Raw genomic sequence first — 16,675 nt, 5'->3', positions numbered from 1 at the left:
CGACGACGACCATGACGACACGGCGCAACAGGGTGCCTGCTGCGCGCACATCGAGCGGGAGGCACGATGACGATTCCGAAACGACGACCAGGGGTGCGCTACGAAATCAATGTATGCGGCGGCGGATTCGATTCGGTGAAAAGCCATTTCGATACGTGGAAACACGAACCGCTGATCTACCGGCCCGAGCGCCGGATGTTCGAAGGCAAGGCCGACGTGCGGCCGCTCGGCGACGAGACGTTCGGCGCGACCGAACCCGCGCGCTTCGCGCTGCAGCGCGCGTGCGAGCCGTCGGATCCGTATGCGCTTGCTGCGCGCGTGCGCGACGACGGCCGCGAGCTGTGGCTCGTGATGGCCGCGTACGACGCGTAGCGGCGTGCTTGCAAGATTTGCAGCGAGCGGTGTAGCGAAGGCACGGCGCGCCGCGCCGGCCCGCGCGACTGCGTATCGATCCCCGCCGGCCCCCCGCGTGCGGCCACCCGAACGGATGGCACGCGGCTTGCGAATCTTCGGTACGCGGCGCGTCGCGCCGATCCCGACCCGAACTCCGCAACGAGGGAATGAATGCCGATGACACACGAATCTGCGCAGTGGCTGCAACGGCCCGAACCGCCGTTGCCCGACATCGAGCCGGACCCCGCGCCGCCCGATCCCGACGACGTGCCGCCGGACATGCCCGAACCGTACCGGGAACCGGAGGGCGATCCGCCGGGGCATGCGCCGCCGGAACGCGATCCGCCGTCGCCGGAGCCCCCGGTGCGTGCAGGGCCGGCGGGCGCGATGCCGCCGAGACGAAGGGAGGGACTGCAATGAGCATCCGCGTGAAACCCGGCATGCTGCGCGACCTCGCCGAAACGCTCGGCCGCCATTTCGAGGCGCGCGCGATGCCGTTCCACGTCGAGGAGCACCCGGCCGGCGCATTGCATATCGGCTTTCGCGTCGACGGCCATCCGGCGTCGCTGACCGTGACGTTCGACGCCGATGCGTTCGGCGCGCTCGAACGGGCCGACATCGACCGGCAACGCGGCACGCTCACGCGCGTCGCGGCCGAATTCGACACGATGATGGCGCGCCGCGCACCGACCGCGTACGCGGGCGATTTCCATTTCAACCGGCTCTGAGCCGTGCCGCCACGGTGTAGCCCGGAGCCGTCGATTCCAGGGAGGAGGACTCGATGAACACGATCCAGACGATAGCCTGTGCGTTCGCCGCGGCGTGCGCGCTGGGCGCATGCACGCAACCGGCCAGCGGCCCGTACGGCACGCATGCGGCGCCGCCCGCGCCGCCCGACGGGCGCGGCGCGCAGTCGACCACGACGATGCCGGACGCGAACACGCGCTACGACACGCGTCCGTCGCCGGGCAACACGATGCCGCCGGGCACGACCGTCGACGTACCGGCAGACGTGCCGCCGCCGGGCCCGAACGGCACGCAGAGCGACCGGCCGCTGCCGGGCACGCCGCCGCCGATGCAGTACTGACGACACGACGCGTCACGGCATGCCGCACCGCGATGCGGCCGGAGGAACGCGATGGCGAATCAGCATGAGCACCTGGAGGACTGGCTGCGCGATGCGTACGCGATGGAGCGCCAGGCCGAGACGATGATCGACGCGCAGATGAAGCGGGTCGACCACTATCCGCAACTGCAGGACCGGCTGCGGCTGCATCTCGACGCCACGCTCGGCCAGCAGGCGCTCGTCGAAGCGTGCCTGATGCGGCTCGGCACGTCGCCGTCGGCGACCAAGGATCTCGCCGCGCGCGTCGCCGCGTACGGGCAGGTCGCGAGCGGCATGCTCGCGGACGACGAAGTCGTGAAGACGGCGCTCGCCGCTTACGCGTTCTCGCAGCTCGAGATCGCCGCCTACACGGCGCTCGTCGCGGCCGCGCAAGCTGCGGGCGAAGACGAAATCCGCGCGTGTTGCGAGCGGATCCTGCAGCAGGAGCGCGACATGGCTGCGTGGCTGCTGCGCCATCTGCCCGAGTTGACGACCGCGTTTCTCGACCGTTCGGCGGTCGACCGCATCGACGCGAAACGATAGCCGCGCGGCCGCCGAGCCGCTTCCGGCGTGCGTCGTCTCCCGCGAGCGAAATACGTGCCCCCTAACTTGCCCCCGGCTTGTAAAAAAGCGGCTCTCGCACGCGGCGAAACGGGGCGCGAACCGGCGAGAGCCGCGTCGCAGCGCGCTTCGCGCGACTGGCATGGAAGCTGCATGACGTCCGGGAGAAGACATACCGCGAACCCGCGAACCCCACGTCAGGAGGCTTTCGATGCCCGTCTCGCTTGCGCTGCAGATGCGACAGCATCTGGCACTTACGCCGAGGCTCCAGCAGTCGCTGCGACTGCTTCAGTTGTCCTCGCTCGAGTTTCAACAGGAATTGCGCCAAGCGCTCGACATGAACCCGTTTCTGGAAGACGGCCAGAGCGACGACGAAACCGCTGCGGCGACCCCCGAGCAGCCGCCCGAAGCGGCGGCGCCCGACGCGGCGCCCGAGCGCGACGACATCCGCCCGCCGGACGGCGAGGTGCCGTTTACGGCCGCGCCCGCGCCGCGCGGCACGAGCCGTCAGGGCGACGACGCGGACGGCCTGTCGCCGGGCGAATGGATGGCCGCCGAGCCGTCGCTGCATCAGCAGCTGCACGATGCGCTGCGACTCTATCCGCTCAACAGGCGCGACCGCGAAGCCGCGCGCCTTGTGATCGATGCGCTGGACGACGACGGCTATCTGCGTCAGGAGCTGGCCGAACTGCTGGTCGCCGCCGATCCGGCCTTGCTGCTGTCGGAGCAGGATCTGGCGGTCGCGCTGCGGCTCGTGCAGATGCTCGACCGGCCGGGCATCGCGGCCCGCTCGTTGTCCGAGTGCCTGGTGCTGCAGCTCGACGCGATTCCGGCCGGCACGCCGGCGCTCGCGGAAGCGAAGGCGATCGCACGCGAGCATCTGGAGCGGCTCGCGCGCCGCGAGACGGCCGAGATCCAGCGGCGCCTCGGCTGCAACGCGCACACGCTGCAGGCGGCCTGCGCGCTGGTGCGCGGGCTCGATCCGCGCCCCGGCAATCACTACGGCAGCACGCGCGGCGACTACGTGGTGCCCGACGTGATCGTGCGCCAGGTGCGCGACGAATGGATCGTGACGATCAATCCAGCCGTGCTGCCGCGCGCCCGCTTGCACGAGCGCTATGCGACGCTGTTCGCGCAGTCGAGCGGCGAACGCGATTCGCCGCTCGGCCAGCAGTTGCAGGAAGCGCGCTGGCTGATCCGCAACGTGCAGAAGCGCTTCGACACGATCCAGCGCGTGGGCGAATGCATCGTCGCGCGTCAGCGCGATTTCTTCCGCTACGGCGAGATCGCGATGAAGCCGCTCGTGCTGCGCGACATCGCGGAAGAGCTCGACCTGCACGAATCGACCGTCTCCCGCGCGACCGGCAACAAGTACATGGCCACGCCGCACGGCACGTTCGAGTTCAAGCATTTCTTCCCGCGCAAGCTCGAGGCGGCCGGCAAGGGCGTGTGTTCGGCGTCGGCCGCGAAGGTGCTGATCCGCGACATGATCGCGGCAGAGCGGCATACCGACCCGCTGTCCGACGTCGCGCTCGCGGAGAACCTCGCGGGCCGCGGCATTCTTCTTGCGCGTCGCACGGTGACCAAGTATCGCCAGGCGATGAAGATTCCGCCGGCCGACCTGCGGCGTCGCGACGCCGCGTGACGGCCTCATTGTTCCAACCCGCGCGTGCCGCGCGTCGCGTCGGCTCGCGCGCCAACGAGAGGAGCGCAACCATGCCAGCCAAATCCCAGGCTCAGCAGCGCGCCGCCGGGGCCGCGCTGTCGGCCAAGCGCGGTGACACGAAAATGAAGGACCTGAAGCCGCCGTCGAAATCGATGGCCAAGTCGATGAGCGAGAAGGAGCTCGAGAAAATGGCTTCCACACCCACGCACGGCAAACCGAAACACAAGCACGATGCGTGATCGGCGCCGACGTTTAGTGACGACTGCAGTCATCCAGGAGGGTTCCATGCTTCGATACGCCATCATCTTCTTCGTCATCGCGATCATTGCCGCCGTGTTCGGCTTCGGCGGCATCGCGGCCGGTGCGGCCGAGATCGCGAAGATCCTGTTCTACATCTTCGTCGTGATCTTCCTGGTCACGTTGCTGCTGGGCGTCGTGCGACGATGAACGTGATGCCCGACCGGTCGCAGCGCGTCGCGGAACTCGAGCACGCGTTCGCGATCGGTTTTCCGTCGCAGTCGACCGTCGTCGTGCATGCGGACGACGCGTCCGGGCGGCTGACGATCCACGTGTCGTGGGTGCGCGTGCCGTCCGACGAGGACGCGCGCGAATGGCGCTGCACGGTCGAGATGCGGTTCGACGCGGACGTGATCGAACGCTACGCGACGCTCGACACGGCCGACCGGCTGCGCGTGCGCACGCAGCTGTGCGACCGTGCGCGGCGCGCGGTGGACGAGCACAAGCCGCGCGTCGAGGACGCCGCGATCGAATGCAACGTCGCGCTCGACGTGACGGCCGCGGAATTCGACGCGGCGCTGCGCGCGCCCTGACGCCGCCACCGGCCCGCGGCCGTTCGCGGCACGCCGGGCCGGCTTTCCCTGCCGTCCGCACGCGCGCGCCGCGGCGCGGCGCCGTGCGGCAGCGGCTTCCTACCGAATTCCAAGAGGATACCTGACGATGACGACTCCCCCATCCGCCGGCAAGACGCCCCCGACGCAACCGCACGACAGCGCGAAGTCGCGTCAGCTCGACGAGCACCGTGCGCGGCCCGACGGCGAGGCGCTGCGGACCAACCAGGGCGTGCGGATCGCCGATAACCAGAACACGCTGCGCGGCGGCGCGCGCGGGCCGTCGCTGCTCGAAGACTTCATCATGCGCGAAAAGATCACGCATTTCGATCACGAGCGCATTCCGGAGCGGGTGGTGCATGCGCGCGGCTCGGCCGCGCATGGCGTGTTCCGCGTGTACGAACCGATGGCCGACTACACGAAGGCCGCGTTCCTGCAGGACCCGGCCGCCGAAACGCCGGTCTACGTGCGCTTCTCGACCGTGCAGGGGCCGCGCGGCTCGTCCGACACCGTGCGCGACGTGCGCGGCTTCGCGGTGAAGTTCTATACCGAGGAAGGCAACTACGACCTCGTCGGCAACAACATGCCGGTGTTCTTCATCCAGGACGCGATCAAGTTTCCCGACTTCGTGCACGCGGTGAAGCCCGAGGCGCCGAACGAGATGCCGACCGGCGCGTCCGCGCACGACACCTTTTGGGATTTCGTGTCGCTGGTGCCGGAAACGACGCACATGGTGCTGTGGCTGATGTCGGACCGTGCGCTGCCGGCCAGCTATCGCGCGATGGACGGCTTCGGCGTGCACACGTTCCGCTTCGTGAACGCGGCCGGCGTCGAGCGTTTCGTGAAATTTCACTGGCGGCCCGTGAGCGGCGCGTATTCGCTGCTGTGGGACGAGGCGCAGCGGATCGCCGGCCACGATCCGGATTTCAACCGGCGCGACCTGTGGACCGCGATCGAGCGCGGCGACTATCCGGAGTTCGAACTCGGCGTGCAGATGATCGACCCGGCCGATGCGGACAAATTCGAATTCGACCTGCTGGACCCGACCAAGCTCGTGCCGGAAGAACGCGTGCCGGTGCGGCCGATCGGCCGGATGACGCTGAACCGCAACCCCGACAACTTTTTCGCGGAGACCGAGCAGGTCGCGTTTCACCCGGGCCACGTGGTGCCGGGCATCGATTTCACGAACGACCCGCTGCTGCAGGGGCGGCTGTTCTCGTACACGGACACGCAACTGAGCCGGCTCGGCGGTCCGAACTTCCACGAGATTCCGATCAACCGGCCGGTGTGCCCGTTCGCGAACAACCAGCGCGACGCGATGCATCGGCAGACGATCAACGTCGGGCAGGCGTCGTACGAGCCGAATTCGACGAGCGGCGGCTGGCCGCGCGAGACGCCGCCCGCGCCGTCCGGCGGCGGGTTCGAGACCGTGCCCGAGCCGCTCGAAGGCCACAAGGTGCGCGTGCGCAGCGAATCGTTTGCCGACCATTTCTCGCAGGCCGCGCTGTTCTACCAGAGCATGACCGACATCGAGCAGCGGCATATCCGCGACGCGTACTGCTTCGAGCTCGGCAAGGTGACGCAGCCGCACATTCGCGAGCGCGTGGTCAACGAGATCATCGCGCGCTTCGACGCGGGGCTCGCCGCGCAGGTCGCCGAACGGCTCGGGCTGCCTGCGCCGCAGGCGGGCGCGACGCCGGTCGTCGCGCAGCGTTCGCCGGCGCTGAGCCTGATCGGCCGCGCGAAGCCCGGCATCCGCTCGCGCAAGATCGCGCTGATCGCGACGCCCGGCGTGAATCAGGTGCTGGTCGAGCAGGTGCGCGACGCGTTGCTCGCCGCGCACGCGGTGCCGACGATCGTCGCGCCGACGCTCGCGCCGATCGGCGGCATCGTGCCGGAGTCGACACTGGTCGGCATGCCGTCGGTGATGTTCGACGCGGTATTCGTGTGCGGCGGCGACGGCGATGGCCGCGATCTCGCGCATAGCGCCGAGGCCCGCCATTTCGTGCGCGAGGCGTTCAAGCACCTGAAGCCGATCGCGGCCGTCGGCTCGGGGCGGCAACTGCTCAGCGCCGCGCACCTGCCGGACCCGGCCGAGGGCGTGTGCGTCGGGCAGCCCGTCGATATGGACAAGGTACTGAACACGCTGTCGGATCACCTCGGCCGGCATCGCGTCTGGGCGCGCGAACAGCAGGCGGCGGAGCTGCCGGCATAGGGCCGAAAGCGGCCCAAAGCGGCCAGAAGCGGCCGACAGCGGTTTGCGCCGTACCGCGCGCCTGCCTTCGGGTGGGCGCGCATTCGGCAAGGAGGAACACGCATGGCACCGCGGATGATATGGAAAGGCGCGATCAGCTTCGGGCTCGTGCACGTGCCCGTGCAGCTGTTTCCGGCGACGCGCACCGTGAAGCCGTCGTTCCGGATGCTCGACAAGCGCTCGATGGACCCGATCGGCTATCGGCAGATCAACAAGCGCACCGGCAAGGAAGTCACGCGCGAGGACATCGTGCGCGGCTACGAGTACGAGAAGGAGCGCTACGTCGTGCTCACCGACGACGAGATCCGCGCGGCGAATCCGGAATCGACGCAGACCGTCGACATCCTGACCTTCGTCGACGAGGACGCCGTGTCGTTCCTCTATCTCGACACGCCGTACTACCTGGTGCCGGACCGCAAGGGCGAGAAGGTCTATACGCTGCTGCGCGACGCGCTGAAGGACAGCGGCAAGATCGGCATCGCGCTCGTGGTGATGCGCGACCGCCAGCATCTGGGCGCACTGATTCCGGTCGGGCCGATACTCGCGCTCGACACGCTGCGCTGGCAGGAAGAACTGCGGCCGCTCGACGAACTGTCGGTGCCGGCCGGCGACGCGAAGGGCGCGGGCGTCACCGCGCGCGAGCTCGGGATGGCGAAGAAGCTGATCGACGACATGTCCGGCACCTGGACGCCCGACGAATATCACGACACGTTTCGCGACGACATCCTCGAACTGGTCGAGCGCAAGGTGCGTGCGGGCAAGATCGAGGAGATCGAGGATCGGCCCGCGCAGACCGGCCGCGCGGCGAGCAACGTCGTCGATCTCACCGAGTTGCTGAAGCGCAGCCTGAAGGGCGGCGCCGGTGCACGGGCGGCGGATCTGCGTGGCGAGCGCGACGAAGGGGAGGACGAGGCGCCGTCGTCATCGTCATCGTCGCGGGGCGGCGCGCGCCGCAAGCCGCCTTCGAAATCCGCATCGAAAGGCACGACGACGAAAACCGCGGCAACCCAAACCGCGGCGAAGAAGACCGCCGCGAAACGCGGCGCCGCGAGCGACCATGCGGCGAAGAAGACCGCCGCGCGCCGCAAGCACGCGGCGTGACGCCGATCACGCCGACTCCGATTTCGATTTCGACTCCGATTCCGACGAGGTGACGCGATGGCCGGCAAGCTCGATCCGTATCGCCGCAAGCGCCATTTCGGCGCAACGCCCGAGCCCGAAGGCGCGCACGGGAAGCGGCGCACGAAGGCCGATGCGAAGGGCGACACGAAAGCGGGCACGAAGCCGAAGGCGAAGCCTGCCGCGCGCGCAAGCCATCCGCTGCGCTTCGTGATCCAGGAGCACCACGCGCGCCGGCTGCACTACGACTTCCGGCTCGAACTCGACGGCACGCTGAAGTCGTGGGCCGTGCCGAAGGGGCCGAGCTTCGATCCGCAGGTGAAGCGGCTCGCGGTGCACGTCGAGGACCATCCGCTCGAATACGCGTCGTTCGAAGGCGAGATTCCGGCCGGGCATTACGGTGCGGGGTCGGTCGTCGTCTGGGACGAGGGCACGTGGACGCCGGACGGCGGCGTTGCGCGGGCACGCGAAGGCTATCGGGCCGGCAAGCTGTCGTTCCGGCTCGACGGCGAGAAGCTGCACGGCGGCTGGGCGCTCGTGCGCAGCGGGCGGCAGGAAGGGCGCCAGGAGCAGTGGCTGCTGATCAAGGAGCGCGACGACGACGCCCGCAGCGCCGATGACTTCGACGTCGTCGGCGAGCGGCCGGGGAGTGTGCACGTCGGCGCGTCGAACGGCGCGGCGCGCAAGCGCGCGGCTCGGCGCGGTCGATCGACGGGTGACGCCGGCGATGGACATGACGCGCGCCACGCCAGTGACGCCAGCCACGAAAGCCACGAAAGCCCGCGCCCCGCCGATCCGTCGCAGGTCGAAGGCGCGGTGCGTGCGCCGCTGCCGGAGCGCGTCGCCCCGCAACTGGCGACGCTGGTCGACGCGCCGCCGACCCACGGCGGCTGGTGCTACGAACTGAAGTTCGACGGCTATCGGATCCTCGCGCGCATCGCGGGGAAGGGCGCTCGCCGGCGCGTCACGCTGATGACGCGCGAAGGCCGCGACTGGACCGCGAAGCTGCGCGCGCAGCGCGACGCGCTCGCGGCGCTCGACGTCGACGACGCATGGCTCGACGGCGAGGCCGTCGTGCTCGGCGAGAACGGCTTGCCCGATTTCCAGGCGCTGCAGAACGCGTTCGGCGCGGACCGCTCGGACACGGTCACCTTCTTCGTATTCGATCTGCCTTATCTCGACGGCTACGACCTGCGCGACGCGCCGCTCACCGCGCGTCGCGCGCTGCTCGAACCGCTGCTCGCGAGCAGCGACCCGGCGCGCGTGCGCTTTTCGCCCGATCTCGGCGAAGACGTCGCGTCGCTGATCGCGAGCGCGTGCGACACCGGCCTCGAAGGGCTGATCGGCAAACGTGCGGACTCGCGCTACCGCGCCGGTCGTTCGCCTGCGTGGATCAAGCTCAAATGCCGGCGTCGGCAGGAGTTCGTGATCGGCGGCTTTACGGAGCCGTCCGGTAGCCGGCACGGCTTCGGCGCGCTGCTGCTCGGCGTGCACGAACCGGCGCCGGCCGGCAAGCGGCGGCGCGGGCCGACGCCGCTGCGCTACGTCGGCCGCGTCGGCACCGGCTTCGACGCGCGGATGCTCGACCGTCTCGCCGCGATCCTGCGCAAGCACGAACGCGACACGATGCCGTTCGATGCGCCGCCGCGCGAACGCACGCGCACGCGCGTGCACTGGGTCGAGCCGACGCTCGTCGCCGAATGCGAATTCGCGGAATGGACCGGCGACGGGATCGTGCGACAGGCCGCGTTCATCGCGCTGCGCGACGACAAGCCGGCGGAGCAGATCGTCCGCGAAATGCCGAAACACACGGAAACGGAGGTGACGATGGATCAACGCCAGACCCCGCACGACGACACACGCAAGCGCGCATCGCCTGCCGCTCGCGACACCGCCGATCGCAAGCGCCCGTCACGTTCTCGTGCAGCCGCCCGCGCCGAAGGCGACGCGTCCGGCCCCGACACGCTCGGCCGCGTGCGCATCACGCATCCCGAGCGCGTGCTCGACCCGCAAAGCGGCACGCGCAAGATCGATCTCGCGCGTTACTGGCAGTGGGTCGCGCCGTGGCTGCTCGCCGACCTGAAAGGCCGGCCCGTATCGCTCGTGCGCGCGCCGGGCGACATCGCCGGCGAGCTGTTCTTCCAGAAGCACGCGGAGCGCCGCGAGATCCCGTTCGTCACGCAGCACGAAGGGCTCGATCCCGGCCACGGGCCGCTGCTGTCGATCGACAGCGTCGATGCGCTGCTCGGCGCCGCGCAGATGGGCACGGTCGAGCTGCACACGTGGAACGCGCACGCGTCGAACATCGAGCGGCCGGACCGCATCGTGTTCGACCTCGATCCCGACCCGGCGCTGCCGTGGCGCACGATGATCGATGCCGCGCAACTCGTGCGCGGGCTGCTCGACGAGCTGGGGCTCGTGTCGTTCTGCAAGACGAGCGGCGGCAAGGGGCTGCACGTTGTCGTGCCGCTCACGCGGCATGCGGGCTGGGACGACGTGAAGGACTTTTCGCGCGCGGTCGCGCAGCACGTCGCCGGCACGCTGCCCGACCGTTTCACCGCGACGATGGGGCCGCGCCACCGGCGCGGCAAGATCTTCGTCGACTATCTGCGCAACGGGCGCGGCGCGAGCACGATCGCCGCGTATTCGGTGCGCGCGCGGCCCGGCATGGGCGTGTCGGTGCCGCTCGACTGGGACGAGGTGCCCGACACGACGGGCGGCGCGCAATGGACGATCGATACGCTGCACGAGCGGCTGGACACGCTGAAGCGCGACCCGTGGGAAGGCTATGCGAGCACGCGCCAGCGCATCACCGCGGCGATGCGGGCGCGGCTCGACGCCGGTGCGTGAAGCGTCAGCGCCGATGCTGCTGCAGCCGGTAATACCAGTTCATCAGCGGCGTCGCGGAGATCCCGTGCGCGACCACCGAAGCCGATACCACGGCCAGCACCGGCGCCGCGAGCGGGCGCACCACGTCGGACGGCCCGTGCTCGAGCGCGAACAGCAGGTAGTAGAACGAACCGATCCCGCGGATGCCGAACCACGCCATCAGCCGCCGCTGCGCATGCGTCGCGCGCGAGCCGGTGAGCGTGACCAGCACCGCGAGCGGACGCACGACGACGAACAGCGCGGCGGCCAGCGCGATGGCGCCCCACGTGAGCAGCGGGCCGGGCAACGTCGCGAGCACGCTGCCGATCATCGTCATCACGATCGCTTCGGCGATCCGTTCGAGCTCGATCGTGAAGCCGAGCACCGATTCGGCCATGAACGCATGCGCTTTGTCCGGATGCTTCTCGGTGGCGACCACGTCTTCCGAGTCGATCTGGCCGATCACTTCGCGCGGTGGCCGGTCGCCGCTCGCGCGATGCTCGACCCACCGCATCGCGACGCCGGCCGCGAACGTCGCGATGAAGCCGAACGTGTGCGCGAGCTGCGCGGCGCCGAACGACAGCACGATCAGCGCGAGCGCGAAGAAGCCTTCGAGGCCGAGCGCCTGGCCGTGGCGCGTGCGCAGCCACCCGATCGTCTTCGTCGTGACCCAGCCGAGCCCGCCGCCGATCGCGGCCGCACCGGCGATGCCCCACAGCGCGACGAGCGCGAACGTGCCGGACAGCGGCGGGATGCCGTGCGTGGCGCCCGGTGCGCCGCACAGCGCGAGCCCCGCGAGCGCGAACGGCAGCGCGATGCCGTCGTTCATCCCGCCTTCGCCGGACAACGCGAAGCGCACCAGGTCGCGATCGCCCGGATCGTGCACCTGCACGTCGTGCGCGAGCACCGGGTCGGTCGGCGCGAGGATCGCCGCGAGCAGCAGCGCGGGGCCCCAGCCGAGGGCCAGCGCGAGCACCGCGCATGCGGCGAGCAGCGGCACGGTGACGATCATCGCGAGCAGCCCGAGACGGCACGGCACGAGCCACAGCTTGTCGGACAGCGGCACGCGCAGCCGCAGCCCGATCGCGAACAGCGACACCAGCAGCGCGACTTCGACGATCTCGCGCAGCAGCGGCCCGTCGCGTTCGAGGTCGAGATGCAGCAGGCCGGCGCCGGCCGGGCCGAGCGCGACGCCGAGCACCAGGTAAATCATGGCCGAGCTGCATGGCAGGTGGCGCAGCGCCGACGTCACGACGCCCATGCCGAGCAGCACGGCGCCGATGATCAGGTACCAGAGGGTTTCGTGCATGCGTGTGAATCGCAGGGAGGGAGACGGGCGGCGCGCCAGCCGTCACGGCTTGCGGCCGAAGGCTTCGCGCAGTTTCCGCTTCGCGCGTTCGAGCGTCGTACGGCGCGTCTTCGGCAGGTTGCGGCCCGCGCGGTTCACGTAGAAGTTCAGCATCGACATCGCCGACTGGAACGGCGACGCCTTGCGGCGACGGCTGCGCTCGGCCGAGTGCTTCAGCGACGCCGCGATCGCGGCCGGATCGTCGGATTTGAAGATGTCGGGCTCGATGTCGAGCGCATCGCTTTTTTGCGTGACTTCGCCGGACCAGCGCTTGCGGTGGGCCGGGTCGGCGCTGCGCGCGCGGCCCGGGCGGCGCGTGTGGCGCTTGCCGTGCGCATGGGAAGCAGAGGCGGAAGCGGAAGGCATCAGGCAGGGGCTCCGTATGAGGTGACAGAAAGGTCGTGCGGACAGAGGCGCCGCAAATCCCGTGCCGCGTCGCGAACGCGGCCAGTGACGGCATGGGCCTTGCTGAGCCGTCGGAGCAGGAATTTCCATCACGCGATCACCCATAGGGAGAAAACGCCATGAAATCAGTATTCGAATCGAAGTTTGTCGCGCGGCGCGTGCTGGCCTGCGCGGCCGTCGCGATCGTCGCGGCCGCGCCGGCCGCGTGGGCGCAGAATTCGCAGCGCTCGGACGAGGGCACCGGCGCGCCGAATCCGTCGATGGACATGTCGACGCCGAGCGCCAACGGCAATACGGCCGCGCCGCCTCCGCCGGCGGGCACGCAACGGCATGGCGCGAAGCACGGGATGCGTTCGCATAGCGGGGCGGCCGGCCACGTGAAGCCGGGCGGCGGCCCGAACGGCGCGGGCCAGGGCGGTAGCGGCGCCGCGGGCGGCGGTGTCGGCGGCGGCTCTGGCGGCGCCGGCGGGTCGGGCGGTATGGGCGGCTCGGGTGGAACGAGCGGCACGGGCGCCGGCAACGGCGGTTCGGCGGGCTCGACGGGCACGGGCGGCGGCGGGGCCGGCGGCACGGGCGGCGGGTCCAGCGGTTATTGACGGTGTCGTGCCGGCGCGGCCGGCACGGCGCGATGGCGGCGCGGTTTCCCGGGACGGGCGCACCGCCACCACGCAGGAGGACATCATGCAATCGAATTCCCGGATTTTCCTGGAGCACGACGAGATCGACGGCGAGGCAAGCGACATGGACGATCTCGACACGACGGTCCACGTGGACGTCGAAACGGGCAGGGTCATGTTCCACGCAGCGTGGGCGAACGCCGTCGAGGCGCCGCCCGAGGCGGCCCGGCATTCGGTCGTGCTCGCGCTCGAATGCTCGACGATGGAACGCTACGCGGATCTCGACGAAGGCGCGCGGATGCGCGTGCACGCGATGCTGCACGACGCCGTGCAGCAGACGCTCGAGCAATTGCCCGATACCGGCGAAAACCTGACGCTGACGGTCGAGCTGACCGACGCGATGCTCGACGTCGCCCGTCATCTGCAGTAATCGCATCGGATCGACGTGCGGCGTCGCCGCGGCGTTGCGTTACATCCCGTTGAAATCTTTGCAGCCGGGCGCGGCGACGTGCAGCGGCCGGTCCTGCCCGTTCGCGGGTGACCGCCATCGATGGCGGGTCGTTCCCCTTTGTGCCGCGCTACGCACGGCGTGACGACGCACATGGGCAGCGGCTTCCGCGGCCGGAACGGCGATTGCTGCGCGACAGGCAACGGCACGACATGTGCCGACCTGTCTCTATCCCCATCCCATCCACGGAGGCATTCATGAGCGGCAGGCTGGATCATTGCAAGGTAGCGATTCTTGCGGTCGACGGCTTCGAGGAAGCCGAGCTCGTCGAACCGCAGCGCGCGCTTGCGGCCGAAGGCGCGCAGGTGGACGTGATTTCGCAGCAGCGCGGCGAGATCCAGGGTTTCCGGCACGTCGACAAGGGCGAGCGCGTGAAGGTCGACCGCACGTTCGACGATGCGCGCGAAGGCGACTACGACGCGGTCGTGCTGCCGGGCGGCGTCATCAACGGCGATGCGATCCGGATGGTGCCGGCCGCGCGTGAATTCGTGACGGCGGCCGTCGGCGCCGGCAAGCCGATCGCCGCGATCTGCCACGGCGGCTGGCTGCTGGTATCGGCCGGGCTCGTCGAAGGCAAGACGATGACGAGCTGGCCGAGCCTGCAGGACGACATCCGTCACGCGGGCGGCAAGTGGGTGGACGAGGAAGTCGTGCGCGACGGCAACCTGATCACGAGCCGCAAGCCGGACGATCTGCCCGCATTCAACGGCGCGCTGATCGAGCGCCTCGCGTCGCGGAGGGCCTGAGCCGATGCCGGCCGATTCCCCACGCCGCGTGACGCTGACCGACGAACCGCCCACGTTCGACGGCGCGGCGCTGCAGTTGCGCTTCGTCGTCGACGTCGACGGGGTGCCGCACGCCTGCGCGATCACCGTCGAGGCGCTGGAAGATCATTTCGGCGCGCACTCCGCGCTGGAGGCCGATTTGCGCGACGCGTTCGAGCGCGGCCGTGCGCGTATCGAAGCCGCGTGCGCGGACGTGCTGGCGAGCGGCAACCACGACGTGGTGCTGCACAGCGGGTATTTCCGTGCGCCGGCCGGGCGTGCGCGGGCTGGGTTGTTTGGCCCGCGGGGGTCGTGAGCGGCGGCGCAGTCCCCAGGTGTTGCGCCCGCTTTTACGCCGTCCGTGTGCGGCCCGCTGCCCTTACATGCCGTTGAAAACTTTGCAGCGGCTCGAACGCGCCGTGCGGTGCCACATCGCGCGGCGCGCGCATCGCACGGCCACCACTCGAATAACACCGATTGGCACGTTCCCTGCATGCCCGTAACGTCGCCGGCGCACGATTCGCGCCGCTGCCGATGCGACGCCGGTGTCGCGTCGCGCATCGCCGCCAACGGGGAAACGAGCATGCTGACCGCACACGAATTTGCCGCGCTGTTCCTGGCGCATCACGCGCCGGAACAGATCCAGATCGACCGCGACGACATCGTCGCGCTCGTCGAACAACACCTGATCGTGATGGAGCGCGACGCTGCGTCCGGCCAACACCGGCCCGCGCTGACTGCCGACGGCCTGTCGGTCCTGCGCTGCGTGCAGCGGCAGGACGGGGCCCGGTTCGACGCCACGGAAGCGTGACGCACCGGGCCGCGCGCGGCGCTCACCGCGCGATCGCGACGGGCGCATTGACCTGCACGACCGGCGGCTGGCCTTCGAACGGCGGCGCGTACAGGAAGCGGTCGATCACGCCGGCCTCGAACAGCAGACAGTAGGTCGAGCCGCCGAACTGGAAATAGCCGATCTCGTCGCCCTTGTCGATGCGCTGCCCCGGCATGACCTCGATCACGCACGACGACACGTCGCCCATCCCGACGAACACGGCGGCCACCGTGCCGATGCCGGGATCGTCGCTCGAGATCGCGACCACCGCGCGCGCGGCGACCGCCGTCATGTAGCCCTGCGAGTCGTTGAGCCCGGCCGGGTCCGGGCCTTCCGCTTCGGCGACCGAGTAATAGGCGCCGTCCACCCGATACGCGTGGGTGACCACGCCGCGCACCGGCGCATGCCAGCGATGGTAGTTGTACGCGCTGAGGTAGGCCTGGTAGACGTCGCCGCCGACGAAGCGCTCGGCGAGCGACAGCCACGCGGGCGTGAAGAGGTCGCGCAGCGAGTACGGCTGCGACTTGATCCAGAACGTGTCGCGCAGCTTCACGTTCGTTTCGGTGTGATACGGCGACGCTTCGCACGCGCTGACGATCACGTGCGGATCGTCGGGCGCCGCGACGGGCCGCGCGCCGTCGCGAAAGCGCCGCGTGAAGAAGTCGTTCCACGAATCGAAGCCCCAGTGCGGCTGGTCTTCGCGATACTGGAACTGCGACAGCGCGAGGCGCTTGCGCGCTTCGTCGCAGAACCAGCCGTCGGGCGGCGACGTGTCGAGATGCGCGCGCGAATGCGGGCCGCCGAGGAAGTCGCACCACGCATTCAATACGCGCTTCAACTGCGCATTGACGGACGCGTCGCGAAACACCGCGTGACCCGACGGCATGCACATCGGCCAGTCGAAGAAGGCGTTCAGCGGGCACACGATCAGGCTTTCCTCGCTGAACGGCGGCGTGTAGGTCATCAGATGGTCGAGCACGGTCATCAGCTCGCCGATCGATGCGTAGCCGAGCCGGTATCCCGCTTCGAGCGCTTCGTCGATCGCGCGCGTCAGGCTCATGTGCAGCACCGCGTTGTCGTCGAACAGCCGCGCGAGTTCCTGGACGGCCGGCGTGCGCAGCCGGTCGCCGGCATGCGCGCGCGCTTCGTTCGCCATTTTTTCGCGGAACGCGGCCATGTGCGATTCCTCGGTGGCCATCCATCCGCCGAGGCGGCGGCGTGTGGCGGGCGGCGCGTTGCGATTCGTCATCGTCACCTCCGGAACGGTTAGGGGGCGAAGCGATGGAGCAAGACGCTTGCCCGGCGCGCGGCACCGAAATTGCTGCGTTCGGGCGACCGGTTTTTTCGATGACTCAGGAGAGAAAAATGGATACGGCTTCGAACGCAC

20 protein-coding genes are annotated in these 16,675 nt (G+C 69.6%); 17 read left to right on the top strand and 3 right to left on the bottom strand.

Annotated features, from left to right (window positions below; all coding sequences use genetic code 11):
• The first annotated feature begins 66 nt into the window (after positions 1 to 66).
• From J8I35_RS03255 to ligD, 12 genes are all read left to right on the top strand, one after another.
• Positions 67 to 372, top strand: a complete 306-nt coding sequence (locus J8I35_RS03255; protein ID WP_027805702.1) for a hypothetical protein — start codon at positions 67 to 69, stop codon at positions 370 to 372.
• Between the two features lie 192 nt (positions 373 to 564).
• Positions 565 to 813 (top strand): hypothetical protein, encoded by a 249-nt coding sequence (locus J8I35_RS03250; protein WP_209924456.1) that lies wholly within the window; start codon positions 565 to 567, stop codon positions 811 to 813.
• Positions 810 to 1,121: a hypothetical protein gene (locus tag J8I35_RS03245; protein ID WP_089490336.1), complete on the top strand. Its 312-nt coding sequence runs from the start codon at positions 810 to 812 to the stop codon at positions 1,119 to 1,121. Before J8I35_RS03250 ends, J8I35_RS03245 begins: the two co-directional genes overlap by 4 nt.
• A gap of 53 nt (positions 1,122 to 1,174) precedes the next feature.
• Positions 1,175 to 1,480, top strand: coding sequence for a hypothetical protein (locus J8I35_RS03240; protein WP_089490337.1), 306 nt, complete (start codon positions 1,175 to 1,177; stop codon positions 1,478 to 1,480).
• Between the two features lie 51 nt (positions 1,481 to 1,531).
• Positions 1,532 to 2,041 carry a ferritin-like domain-containing protein gene (locus tag J8I35_RS03235; protein WP_089490338.1) on the top strand — a complete coding sequence of 170 codons (510 nt, stop codon included), beginning with the start codon at positions 1,532 to 1,534 and terminating at the stop codon, positions 2,039 to 2,041.
• Positions 2,042 to 2,270: 229 nt separating this feature from the next.
• Positions 2,271 to 3,704, top strand: a complete 1,434-nt coding sequence (locus J8I35_RS03230) for an RNA polymerase factor sigma-54 (protein ID WP_124555903.1) — start codon at positions 2,271 to 2,273, stop codon at positions 3,702 to 3,704.
• A 71-nt stretch (positions 3,705 to 3,775) separates the two neighbouring features.
• Positions 3,776 to 3,964: a DUF3008 family protein gene (locus tag J8I35_RS03225; protein ID WP_006498333.1), complete on the top strand. Its 189-nt coding sequence runs from the start codon at positions 3,776 to 3,778 to the stop codon at positions 3,962 to 3,964.
• Between the two features lie 46 nt (positions 3,965 to 4,010).
• Positions 4,011 to 4,172 carry a DUF1328 family protein gene (locus tag J8I35_RS03220; RefSeq protein ID WP_006498332.1) on the top strand — a complete coding sequence of 54 codons (162 nt, stop codon included), beginning with the start codon at positions 4,011 to 4,013 and terminating at the stop codon, positions 4,170 to 4,172.
• A complete protein-coding gene (locus J8I35_RS03215) occupies positions 4,169 to 4,555 on the top strand; it encodes a DUF3022 domain-containing protein (RefSeq protein ID WP_209924455.1) in 387 nt (128 codons plus the stop codon). Before J8I35_RS03220 ends, J8I35_RS03215 begins: the two co-directional genes overlap by 4 nt.
• Positions 4,556 to 4,682: 127 nt before the next feature.
• Complete coding sequence (gene katE / locus J8I35_RS03210) at positions 4,683 to 6,788, top strand: catalase HPII (RefSeq protein ID WP_209924454.1); 2,106 nt, start codon at positions 4,683 to 4,685, stop codon at positions 6,786 to 6,788.
• Between the two features lie 102 nt (positions 6,789 to 6,890).
• Positions 6,891 to 7,928, top strand: a complete 1,038-nt coding sequence (locus J8I35_RS03205; protein ID WP_209924453.1) for a Ku protein — start codon at positions 6,891 to 6,893, stop codon at positions 7,926 to 7,928.
• Between the two features lie 57 nt (positions 7,929 to 7,985).
• The gene (gene ligD / locus J8I35_RS03200; protein ID WP_209924452.1) at positions 7,986 to 10,796 is read left to right on the top strand and encodes a DNA ligase D; all 2,811 of its coding nucleotides are present in this window, start codon (positions 7,986 to 7,988) and stop codon (positions 10,794 to 10,796) included.
• Positions 10,797 to 10,800: 4 nt separating this feature from the next.
• On the opposite strand, the gene J8I35_RS03195 is transcribed toward ligD, so the two are convergent.
• Together J8I35_RS03195 and J8I35_RS03190 are read right to left on the bottom strand one after the other, a co-directional pair.
• Complete coding sequence (locus J8I35_RS03195) at positions 10,801 to 12,123, bottom strand: cation:proton antiporter (RefSeq protein WP_089490344.1); 1,323 nt, start codon at positions 12,121 to 12,123, stop codon at positions 10,801 to 10,803.
• Positions 12,124 to 12,165: 42 nt separating this feature from the next.
• Positions 12,166 to 12,528 carry a DUF3175 domain-containing protein gene (locus tag J8I35_RS03190; protein WP_089490345.1) on the bottom strand — a complete coding sequence of 121 codons (363 nt, stop codon included), beginning with the start codon at positions 12,526 to 12,528 and terminating at the stop codon, positions 12,166 to 12,168.
• Between the two features lie 158 nt (positions 12,529 to 12,686).
• Here J8I35_RS03190 and J8I35_RS03185 point away from each other — a divergent pair, with 158 nt between their 5' ends.
• From J8I35_RS03185 to J8I35_RS03165, 5 genes are all read left to right on the top strand, one after another.
• Positions 12,687 to 13,163 (top strand): hypothetical protein, encoded by a 477-nt coding sequence (locus J8I35_RS03185; protein ID WP_209924451.1) that lies wholly within the window; start codon positions 12,687 to 12,689, stop codon positions 13,161 to 13,163.
• An 85-nt stretch (positions 13,164 to 13,248) separates the two neighbouring features.
• Entirely contained in the window at positions 13,249 to 13,614 is a 366-nt protein-coding gene (locus J8I35_RS03180; protein WP_209924450.1) for a DUF3022 domain-containing protein, read from the top strand.
• 275 nt (positions 13,615 to 13,889) lie between these two features.
• Positions 13,890 to 14,438, top strand: a complete 549-nt coding sequence (locus tag J8I35_RS03175) for a type 1 glutamine amidotransferase domain-containing protein (protein ID WP_209924449.1) — start codon at positions 13,890 to 13,892, stop codon at positions 14,436 to 14,438.
• Between the two features lie 4 nt (positions 14,439 to 14,442).
• Positions 14,443 to 14,772: a DUF1488 domain-containing protein gene (locus J8I35_RS03170; RefSeq protein WP_209924448.1), complete on the top strand. Its 330-nt coding sequence runs from the start codon at positions 14,443 to 14,445 to the stop codon at positions 14,770 to 14,772.
• Between the two features lie 267 nt (positions 14,773 to 15,039).
• Positions 15,040 to 15,267 (top strand): hypothetical protein, encoded by a 228-nt coding sequence (locus J8I35_RS03165; RefSeq protein ID WP_050014053.1) that lies wholly within the window; start codon positions 15,040 to 15,042, stop codon positions 15,265 to 15,267.
• A gap of 22 nt (positions 15,268 to 15,289) precedes the next feature.
• On the opposite strand, the gene J8I35_RS03160 is transcribed toward J8I35_RS03165, so the two are convergent.
• Complete coding sequence (locus tag J8I35_RS03160; RefSeq protein ID WP_209924447.1) at positions 15,290 to 16,537, bottom strand: phosphatidylserine decarboxylase family protein; 1,248 nt, start codon at positions 16,535 to 16,537, stop codon at positions 15,290 to 15,292.
• Between the last annotated feature and the right edge of the window lie 138 nt (positions 16,538 to 16,675).

This window comes from Burkholderia sp. CpTa8-5, from assembly GCF_017815045.1.
Taxonomy (GTDB): domain Bacteria; phylum Pseudomonadota; class Gammaproteobacteria; order Burkholderiales; family Burkholderiaceae; genus Burkholderia; species Burkholderia sola.
Note: the sequence above shows the minus strand (reverse complement) of the source record. Positions and strands in the feature narration are given on the sequence as shown.